The organism is Sporosarcina sp. USHLN248, from assembly GCF_037144575.1.
In the GTDB taxonomy this organism is placed as follows: Bacteria; Bacillota; Bacilli; order Bacillales_A; family Planococcaceae; genus Sporosarcina; species Sporosarcina contaminans.
Genome location: NZ_JBBCZC010000073.1, coordinates 1 through 8831, shown reverse-complemented (window position 1 = coordinate 8831; position 8831 = coordinate 1). Strand labels below are relative to the sequence as shown.

Here is an 8831-nt window from a genome sequence, read left to right as displayed (position 1 = left end):
AGGTGCATACGGAATTCGGAATTGTGGCATTGGCCCACAATCTACTGAAAGTGGCCGGCATCCGCGAGCTACTTTCAGTATTAAATGAGAAAAATACAAGAACAGGTGGCGGAAAAACGATTCGTTTTTCGCCACCTGTTCTATTTTAGGGACTTATTGGACAGCCCCTTTCATTACTCATTTTCTATATGGTATGCTTGATAAACATCACGTTTCGGCAGCCTTCTCTCGGCTGCCACCCATTTAATAGCTTCTTTAGAAGGAATTCCGTCCTTCTCCATTACGACTTCAACATGCGCTCGTATGCTCAAACCTTTCCACCAGTCAGTTTGTTCTTCATAGCCTCCCTGATAACCTTCTACTATGATACAAAATTCCCCTCGCACTTCATTCGTTGCTGCCCACTGTACAGCCTCATTCAATGTCCCTCTTAAAAACTCTTCGTAGCGCTTCGTCAATTCTCTCGCTAAAGCAATTTTCCGCTTTCCTCCGAATGTGTCCAACAATGCTTTCAAAGTTTCCTTTAAACGATGCGGGGCTTCGTAAAAAATTAATGTTTCCTCACGCATTTTCAGTTGCTCCAATTGTTCAAGTCGCTCTTTTTTCTTACGTTGAACAAACCCTATAAACGTGAAAGGCTGTGTTTCAATGCCTGATGCAACTAATGCACTTATTGCAGCATTTGCTCCAGGAACCGGTACGACATCATATCCTTCTGCTATCGCCTTCACAGCAATGTCATATCCTGGATCGGAAATACAAGGCATTCCTGCATCACTCACTAAAGCAATCGTCTTTCCTTCAGAAAGCATGGAAAGTATCCGTTCTCCCCCTTTTTCCAATTCATGTTCATGATAGCTAATGAGTGGGGTTTTAATTGAAAAATGATTACATAATTTAATCGTATTGCGGGTATCTTCTGCTGCGATAGCGTCAGCCTCCTGCAATATCCGAATTGCCCTGTACGTCATATCTTCCAAATTTCCGATCGGCGTACCGACCAAAAACAATTTTGCACTCGTCGCATTCGTGCTTTTCTGTGATTTCATTCGCCTGTTTTTCCCTCCCGGATATACTGCATCTTAGCTCTTCTCGTTAACTGTTTAAAACGATACTCTGCCTGCATGGCAGCTCTTTTTGTATTATATTTTTCATGAAAAATACAGCGAACGGGCAATTTTGCACGTGTATATTTTGCTCCTTTTCCTTCATTATGGACTCGTACCCTCTTTTCCAAATCATTCGTATAACCTGCATAGTACGAGCCATCATTGCATTCCAATACGTAAAACACATGATTACTGTTCTTCTCCATATAACAGTTGCCTCACTTCTTCGGTATATTCACCATCCGAACCATAAACAAATAGCGGCGGTAAGACTTTCAAATCAGGCTTGCCGTCCTTAATGCCTTCAATTAGCAAAGTATTCGCTTCACGCCCTTCTTTTGGATAAACGAAGCGAATCCGCTTAGGCTCCAAACGGTTTGCTCGCATAGCAGTTACAATATCTAATAAGCGGCCCGGACGATGGACAAATGCAGCTTTTCCGCCTTGTTTGAGCAGTTCGCTAGCTGATTGCACCGCTTGCTCAAGAGTTAAATGAATTTCGTGCCTTGCAATTGCTACGTGCTCACGAATGTTTTTTTCGCTCGCATCGATCGCAGGAAAATAAGGAGGATTGCAAGTGACTGTATCATATTTTTCATACCCAATTTTCGAGGCAATTCCAACAACATTGTCTTGTCGCACTTCAATTTGCATGCCCAATCCGTTGTATTCAACACTCCGATTCGCCATTTCGGCAAGTCTTTCCTGTAGTTCAACTGCAGTTATATGGGCTTTTGTGCGTGCGCTTAAAAAAAGAGGGATTGCCCCGTTTCCTGCACAAAGATCTACGATTTTACCGGCACGTATTGGCACATAAGCAAATTTTGCGAGAAGCACAGCGTCTAATGAAAATGAAAATACAGAGGGACTTTGGATAATCCGCAAGTTTTCCGCCAATAAATAGTCCAACCGTTCGTCCTCTTTTAACTTTATCTCCATTTTTATCTCCTTTTACGAACAAAGGAGCCGATCCTGTTGATCGGCCCCTTAATATTTATTAAAAATCACACATTTTGTTTGCTTAGGAAAGCGAGGCAAAACAGACAGTCTTCCCCTTTTCGGCTACTGCCGTAATGGACATTGCAAACATGATATCCTTCATTATATATTCTCGCTAAATTGTCTACCCCTTCACCGATATCAACCTTATGCGATTTTTCGGGTGGGTGTTGTGCATCCAATGCATGCACCTTATCCAGCTCATTTAGCCGCTCCCGGAGATGGTGATTTTCTAGTTGAAGTGAATGGTTCTCTTCCGTCAACTTTGCTACAAATCCTATAATATCCCGGAATTGCTCATGGATGGATTCTAATTGCTGTTCAAAATCCATTACTCTATCGAGAAAGTTCCCTTCTTTCAACTTGTTCACCTCGTTATTTCGTCAATTGAGCAATCGTTTCTTCACGACCTGCTATTTCTTCCCAAGCATATTCTAATGTTTGCTCATGCTCAGTCAAACTGACTTGTAAAACCCTTTCCAATAAATTTAACCCGACTACTTTTCCTGGACCTTCCGGCGTTTGAACTTTTTCGCCAATGTCCGGCATGAGCTCTTTCGCTTTTTCATACTCGTCATTCTCATACTTCAGGCAACACATGAGACGACCACATAGCCCTGAAATTTTCGAAGGGTTGAGGGAAAGATTTTGATCTTTCGCCATTTTAATCGAGACAGGCTCGAAATCCCCTAAAAATGTCGAGCAGCAAAGCATTCTGCCACAAGGTCCAATACCGCCAAGCATTTTTGCCTCATCCCTTACGCCGATTTGCCTCAATTCAATCCGAGTCCTAAAAATAGCGGCAAGGTCTTTGACAAGATTTCGGAAATCAACTCTTCCTTCAGCAGTAAAATAAAAGACAATCTTATTCCGGTCAAATGTATATTCAACGTCCACCAGTTTCATTTCCAATCCGTGCTCACGGATTTTATCTACGCATTTTTCAAAAGCTATCTCTGCTTCGAGACGATTCTCTTCGACAATCACCTGATCCTCAACGAGCGCTTTGCGTATGATTTTTTTTAATGGTAAGACGATATCATTTTCTTCAACTTCTCTCACATGACTTGCAACTTTACCATATTCGATGCCACGTGCTGTTTCTACGATAACATAATCCCCTACATTAAGTAGATAATCGAGTGGATCGAAATAATATATTTTACCCGCTTTTTTAAAGCGGACACCTACAACTTTATACAAGCGTTAACCCCTCCTGCAAATTGAGCACCAATTGTTCCATCAAAAGGGTGCGGTTCATATTGCCTTTTAACTTCTTTTTCGCCTGTAAAACCGCTTCCATATTTTCAGATAATCGGCTATAGGTCATTTTCATCGACATATTGTTGAAAACTTGTTGCTGGTCAGGGAAAGTCAATGTTGACGGTAATCCCGCCTTTATCGCAACGATATCACGGAAGGCATAGAGAAGCAAATCTAGACCCATTTCAATATCTTCTCTTTCCTTCAATGTTGACACCCATTCCGATTGGATGAACAGAAGCGCCTCATTTACATTGCGATCCGATGCTTCAATCAATTTTAACACTGTTTTTCTAATGTGTGCAAACTGATCTTCCTGAGCAAGTTCATTTGCCTGCTCAATATCCGCAGTAATTGAAGTTACTGAAGCCGCCATCGATGCTGTAATGCCACGTCTTACAAGCTCTTCTATCATATCCTCCCTCTGCGGAGAAAGAAAGTTGATCCGCTGACACCGAGATTGAATTGTAGGAAGGATCGTTTGGTATGAATTTGTTGTAAGAATTGCTGTCACTTCGCCATCTGGCTCTTCCAAAAATTTAAGCAATGTATTTGCAGCAGCCGTATTCATTTTCTCAGCTTGTGTAATGATATATATTTTTCTACCTGCCTCGTATCCTTTTTTCGTCATTTTCATAATTAATGAAGACATCTGTTCTTTTTTAATATCTTGTCCATCTGGTCGAACAATCGTAACGTTCGGATGAATACCTGTTTCAATTCTTCGGCAAGAAGGGCATGTTTCACATGGAACACCTTCTGTAGGCTGTCCACATAAAAGCAGCTTGGAAAAATAAATTGCAGCCTCCTCTTTTCCTGTTCCTGCTTCTCCATCGAATAGGTAAGCATGGGCAATCCGATTATTAAGAAAAGAAGTGCGTAGCCGATCAATCGCTACTTTTTGACGGGATTGAATATCTCTTTTCCTATTTTCCAAGCTGACACCTCCTCTTTGTTGTAAAAAAACCGTGTTTATCAAAAACACGGGTCATGTATATAAATTAATAAGAAGCCCTTTGATTTCACCAATTTTATCTAATAAATCAATTGATGTTTGCTCTTCATTCAACAAGGCTTCCGCCAATTCGATAAGTTTCTCATCAATTGTTTGGACAATTTTCAGTCTGCGGCCTTCTCCATATTGATTCCAAGTATGGGATTGTTTCAAAGACATCCCTGATTCTACAGCCTCTTGTAAAAAGCGACGGACAAGCATTTTAAATTTAGCCATATCTCTCAAATTACGAGAACGGGCAAGTCGATCTCCAGCAGTAGAAATATCACCTAATAGTCTTGTAATTTGCTCGCCATGAAGGCGCTCGCCATGTTTCAGTACCATGTTGCCGAATTTTGCACCATTCTGCTGCGACCGTAAAGGATCATTCCTCAATTTCTCCATGCCGGTCCGATAATCGCTATTTACTTTCATTTCCATTCACCTCATTCATCAAAAATGATGAAATTGTTCAATTGGAAGAACAAATACTGTCGCCCCGCCAACTTCTACTTCCACCGGATAAGGGATATAAGAATCCGCATTTCCACCCATCGGAGAAACTGGTGCTACCATCTGATCCCGTGAACGACAATTTTCCCTTATAAGCTCCATTGCCTTTGGCACTAAGCTATCATCTGTCCCGATTAAAAAAGTTGTGTTTCCAGATCTAAGAAATCCTCCGGTACTCGCTAATTTTGTTGCCCGGAAGTCATTCTTCGTTAAAGCCGCAGATAATCGGTTGCTATCTTGGTCCTGTACAACTGCCACAATCAATTTCACGGTAATCTCTCCTTTTTAATCATTTTATGTTAACGATAGTAATTTAGAACTGTTATTAAAGTGGAGTAACTCGCTCCTTCTTTAAGTCACTGCAAGAGGCAGCAGCTCCTCGGGTCGTTTCAGACTTAATAGTAAAGGCATAAAGCGCCTTTATTTTAAGTCTTCCAACGCCTGTCGGAGCTATACGCCTCCCTTCGCTTTTGTTTATTATATCATGATTTTCACTCTTGGTTGAGTTGGGCACTTATGATTTTCCATACGTTTTCTGTTACTTCTAATAACGGTTTTGTAGCGTCTACTGAGATGATGCGCTTTGGATATTGTTTTAACAGCTTTTGATAGCCTTCGTAGACGTTTTTGTGGAAGCGCATGCTTTCGTTGTCCAAGCGGTTTTGTTCACGTGCCTCGTTTTTACCAATTCTTTGCAGCCCTTCTTCCGGAGTGATGTCAAAGTATATTGTCAGATCCGGCATTGTGCCATCAATTGCAAAAGCATTGATGGACATGACTTCATCCATTCCTAATCCACGCCCCATTCCTTGATAGGCAAGCGAGCTGTCAACAAAACGATCGCAAAGGACGATTTTTCCTTCTTGCAATGCCGGCAGAACTTTTTCTGCCAAGTGCTGTCTGCGCGCAGCGGCATATAGCAAGGCCTCTGTCCGGCTATCCATTTCTTGATGTTCATTATCCAATATGACATTCCGAATTTTTTCAGCTATCCGGATGCCACCTGGTTCTCTAGTTGCTACGACTGAAACACCCTTCTCTTCCAACCTCTTTACTATTTCGCCAAGCACAGTTGTTTTTCCTGCACCATCCGGCCCCTCAAAGGTAATAAATACCCCATTTTTCAACATGATATGCCTCCATCTATAACGGCTACTTCTATTTGCCGCTCTTCTATTCGAATAGCTCCCTGAAACTTCGCCTGTAAACGAAGATACTGTTCGAGCCTTTTAATATGTTTTTCAGTTACCCTTTCACCACCAATTAATAAAGGGATGCCCGGCGGATAAGGAATAATCGAGGATGCAGCAATACAGCCTTCCGCTTGGTCCATTGGGCGCCATTCCTTTTTCATACCGTTCAACTCTTGAATCGGGTAAGACAGTGTGGAAATGCCTTCATCTAATAAAATAACCTCCGCCTCTTCTTCCATATCTTTTTCATTTAATCGGCGGACTGCCCTTTTAATCCTTTCCACGCTTTCTTCATACATGTAATTTGTCTTCTCTTTCAATAATGGCAAGACGAGCAACACTTGAAACGGGTCCGCAAGCTCAGCGAAAATGCCTTGCTTTTCAAACTCTGATAGGATAGAAAACCCTGAATATCCCTTTTTGCGGATCAATAATTTTAATGGATCGTCGGTCTCGACCACCTCAATATTCTGTAGTTCGCGCAATTTGTCTATAAAAAACTTCCGTGTATTCATGAAATACCTTTCATCCTCAAGTGTATAGGATTGCACATATGCACGCGCATCATCTAACGATGCCATTAATAAATAGGAAGGACTGCTTGATTGAAGCATCGTTAAATAATGTGCAATTCTATCAACCGATACTATATTTGACTTCACATGTAAATAAGATGCCATCGTCATCGCGGGCAATGTCTTATGTGCGGAGTGGACAACGACATCTGCCCCGGCCTCCAAAGCAGAATCCGGAAATGATCGACCAGCGATAAAGTGCGCTCCATGCGCCTCATCTACGAGTACCGGAATAGAACGTTCATGGCAAAGTTCAATAATCTTTCGAAGTCCTTCACCCACTACACCATAATAAGTAGGGTACGTTAAAACAATTCCTTTCGCATCTGGATATGCTACTAATGCCTCTTTTACTTGTGATAGCGTCAGTATACCCGGTGTCCGTGTATATTCATCCCACGGAGGAGAAAGTAGCACAGGACGAGCGCCTGTTAATTCAATCGCATTGAAAATTGACTTATGTGCATTGCGCTGAACAATAATCGTATCATTCGCTTGGCAAGTAGCATAGATCATCGCCAAATTCCCTACCGTAGAACCGTTGACAAGAAAAAAACTTTGGTTGGATTGATAAAGTGTTGAAAGAAGTTCTTCAGCTTCCTGGATAACGCCTTCTGGCTCATGGAGGTCGTCCAATCCGGACAATTCTGTAACGTCATAAGTTAAAGCTTTTCCCAATTCATCCGGCAAGTCTGATAGAAGACCATGCTTGTGCCCTGGTACGTGAAATGATATTGGTTCCTGACTCTTAAAAGTTTGTAAAGCCCGCACAAGCGGACGGTTCTCTTGCTTCATTTTAACGTTCCACTTCCTTTACGCACTTCCTATTATAGAGGAGGAAGTATAAAAAGACACCGGAAATCTCCGGTGTCACAGACTGTAGACAAAGTATCTTTTTACTTTGTCTACAGTCTTTTAAGGTTTGTAGTCATGAGATAGGTGTTTGCCCAGCTTGGCTTGAAAACGCTTGTCAAGGAAGGCAACCTAAGAACGCCACGTCCTAGAGGTGCCCTAATTTCTGCAAAGAACGCAGAAATACGGCAAATCGAACCCCTCGCCGTTCGATTGGCAACGGTTGCATGACTCGCTTCCTGTGAGCCCGCGTGAAGTCGAGCGAAGACCCGAATAGAACTTAAGGTTCATGAGGGGACGAGCGAGACGAGCAACGCAGTATGCGAGCGTTTGTCAACAAGCTGAGACACCGGAATAATGGAGAAACCAGTGGAGCTGTAGGAAACTCCGATCATCGAATTTCCAGCGAAATTGATTGATCTTTGTTCAGTCCATGCTGGAAGCAGTCCTTCATTCTCGGTAAGCTTGCTATAGACAGTCTCCCATTGTTCGTTCAGATAGTCGCTGCCGACCTTTACTGCAGCAGCGTAAATATTGATGCTGTTCAAAATCTGAATTACTTGCTGTTCGATGAGAGGTGCAGTCGGCATGCCCGGAGAAGGTTGAAAATAAACGGCAATTTCGCCATTTCGATGCTTTTCTGCAATTCCTTTCTCTAACATCACAATGCCTTGCACCTCCTGGTCGGTCAACAGCTCTTTCGCTTCATTGGCAGGAACTAATTCATAGGAAATCATCTCATCTACCATAAGGCGTTGCACAATATGCTCGGAGAAAGCGGTTTGTTCTTCGTCAACAAACGCTATGCGATACCACTCCCCTTAATTCTTCGGACCGTATATTACGAGGAACCTAATGCTCCTACCATTCTATAATGAACTAAAGGAACTCTTTCCACAATGAGGAAAGAAAAGTCTTTCTTGCATTCAGGAGAATACATAAGAGCTTCTATAACCATTTTTGTTGTGATAGATAATAAGGTCTTATTTAACTATCCGTAAAACAATGTAATTACGATTCAACATGAATATAATTCAGCCCCCTATAAATTTATTCCTTTATAAATGCAGGGTTCAAAAAAGAAAAAGATTTGTTAGGTCGCAAAACTATCGAAGGAAATGAAATAGACAAATCAAAAGTTTGCTTATTAAACGCACAAAAAAAGCCATTCCCCACAGGGAATGGCCTTTGCCTGGCGACGTCTTACTCTCACAGGGGGAAGCCCCCACTACCATCAGCGCTGAAGAGCTTAACTTCCGTGTTCGGGATGGGAACGGGTGTGACCTCTTCGCTATCGCCACCAGACTATGTGAATGATTTTGTTCATTCAAAA

The 8831-nt window shown here is 42.1% G+C and carries 11 protein-coding genes and 1 rRNA gene; all 12 read right to left on the bottom strand.

What is annotated here, in order from left to right; all coding sequences use genetic code 11:
• Positions 1-173: 173 nt before the first annotated feature.
• Positions 174-1049, bottom strand: coding sequence for a 16S rRNA (cytidine(1402)-2'-O)-methyltransferase (gene rsmI, locus WFH04_RS17645; protein ID WP_336825560.1), 876 nt, complete (start codon positions 1047-1049; stop codon positions 174-176).
• Positions 1046-1315: a GIY-YIG nuclease family protein gene (locus WFH04_RS17640; protein ID WP_336825558.1), complete on the bottom strand. Its 270-nt coding sequence runs from the start codon at positions 1313-1315 to the stop codon at positions 1046-1048. The genes rsmI and WFH04_RS17640 overlap by 4 nt, the downstream gene beginning before the upstream one ends.
• The gene (locus WFH04_RS17635) at positions 1299-2048 is read right to left on the bottom strand and encodes a tRNA1(Val) (adenine(37)-N6)-methyltransferase (RefSeq protein ID WP_336825556.1); all 750 of its coding nucleotides are present in this window, start codon (positions 2046-2048) and stop codon (positions 1299-1301) included. The genes WFH04_RS17640 and WFH04_RS17635 overlap by 17 nt, the downstream gene beginning before the upstream one ends.
• A gap of 65 nt (positions 2049-2113) precedes the next feature.
• Positions 2114-2470, bottom strand: coding sequence for a DNA replication initiation control protein YabA (yabA, locus tag WFH04_RS17630; protein ID WP_336825554.1), 357 nt, complete (start codon positions 2468-2470; stop codon positions 2114-2116).
• Positions 2471-2483: 13 nt separating this feature from the next.
• Complete coding sequence (locus tag WFH04_RS17625; RefSeq protein WP_336825553.1) at positions 2484-3311, bottom strand: PSP1 domain-containing protein; 828 nt, start codon at positions 3309-3311, stop codon at positions 2484-2486.
• Entirely contained in the window at positions 3304-4308 is a 1005-nt protein-coding gene (gene holB / locus WFH04_RS17620; protein WP_336825551.1) for a DNA polymerase III subunit delta', read from the bottom strand. The genes WFH04_RS17625 and holB overlap by 8 nt, the downstream gene beginning before the upstream one ends.
• Positions 4309-4359: 51 nt before the next feature.
• Positions 4360-4800, bottom strand: a complete 441-nt coding sequence (locus tag WFH04_RS17615; protein ID WP_336825549.1) for a YaaR family protein — start codon at positions 4798-4800, stop codon at positions 4360-4362.
• An 18-nt stretch (positions 4801-4818) separates the two neighbouring features.
• A complete protein-coding gene (locus tag WFH04_RS17610) occupies positions 4819-5148 on the bottom strand; it encodes a cyclic-di-AMP receptor (RefSeq protein WP_336825547.1) in 330 nt (109 codons plus the stop codon).
• Between the two features lie 221 nt (positions 5149-5369).
• Positions 5370-6008, bottom strand: a complete 639-nt coding sequence (gene tmk, locus WFH04_RS17605) for a dTMP kinase (RefSeq protein WP_336825545.1) — start codon at positions 6006-6008, stop codon at positions 5370-5372.
• Positions 6002-7441: an aminotransferase class I/II-fold pyridoxal phosphate-dependent enzyme gene (locus WFH04_RS17600; protein ID WP_336825543.1), complete on the bottom strand. Its 1440-nt coding sequence runs from the start codon at positions 7439-7441 to the stop codon at positions 6002-6004. Before WFH04_RS17600 ends, tmk begins: the two co-directional genes overlap by 7 nt.
• A gap of 344 nt (positions 7442-7785) precedes the next feature.
• A complete protein-coding gene (locus WFH04_RS17595) occupies positions 7786-8247 on the bottom strand; it encodes a hypothetical protein (RefSeq protein WP_336825541.1) in 462 nt (153 codons plus the stop codon).
• Between the two features lie 441 nt (positions 8248-8688).
• Positions 8689-8803: ribosomal RNA gene (gene rrf, locus WFH04_RS17590) — 5S ribosomal RNA — on the bottom strand.
• Between the last annotated feature and the right edge of the window lie 28 nt (positions 8804-8831).

What these genes read in the sequence shown, in the direction of transcription:
- rsmI (WP_336825560.1), bottom strand. Translation starts at nt 1,049, where the DNA reads ATGAAATCACAGAAAAGCACGAATGCGACGAGTGCAAAATTGTTTTTG.
- WFH04_RS17615 (WP_336825549.1), bottom strand. Translation starts at nt 4,800, where the DNA reads ATGAAAGTAAATAGCGATTATCGGACCGGCATGGAGAAATTGAGGAAT.
- WFH04_RS17640 (WP_336825558.1), bottom strand. Translation starts at nt 1,315, where the DNA reads ATGGAGAAGAACAGTAATCATGTGTTTTACGTATTGGAATGCAATGAT.
- tmk (WP_336825545.1), bottom strand. Translation starts at nt 6,008, where the DNA reads ATGTTGAAAAATGGGGTATTTATTACCTTTGAGGGGCCGGATGGTGCA.
- WFH04_RS17595 (WP_336825541.1), bottom strand. Translation starts at nt 8,247, where the DNA reads ATGGTAGATGAGATGATTTCCTATGAATTAGTTCCTGCCAATGAAGCG.
- WFH04_RS17600 (WP_336825543.1), bottom strand. Translation starts at nt 7,441, where the DNA reads ATGAAGCAAGAGAACCGTCCGCTTGTGCGGGCTTTACAAACTTTTAAG.
- WFH04_RS17635 (WP_336825556.1), bottom strand. Translation starts at nt 2,048, where the DNA reads ATGGAGATAAAGTTAAAAGAGGACGAACGGTTGGACTATTTATTGGCG.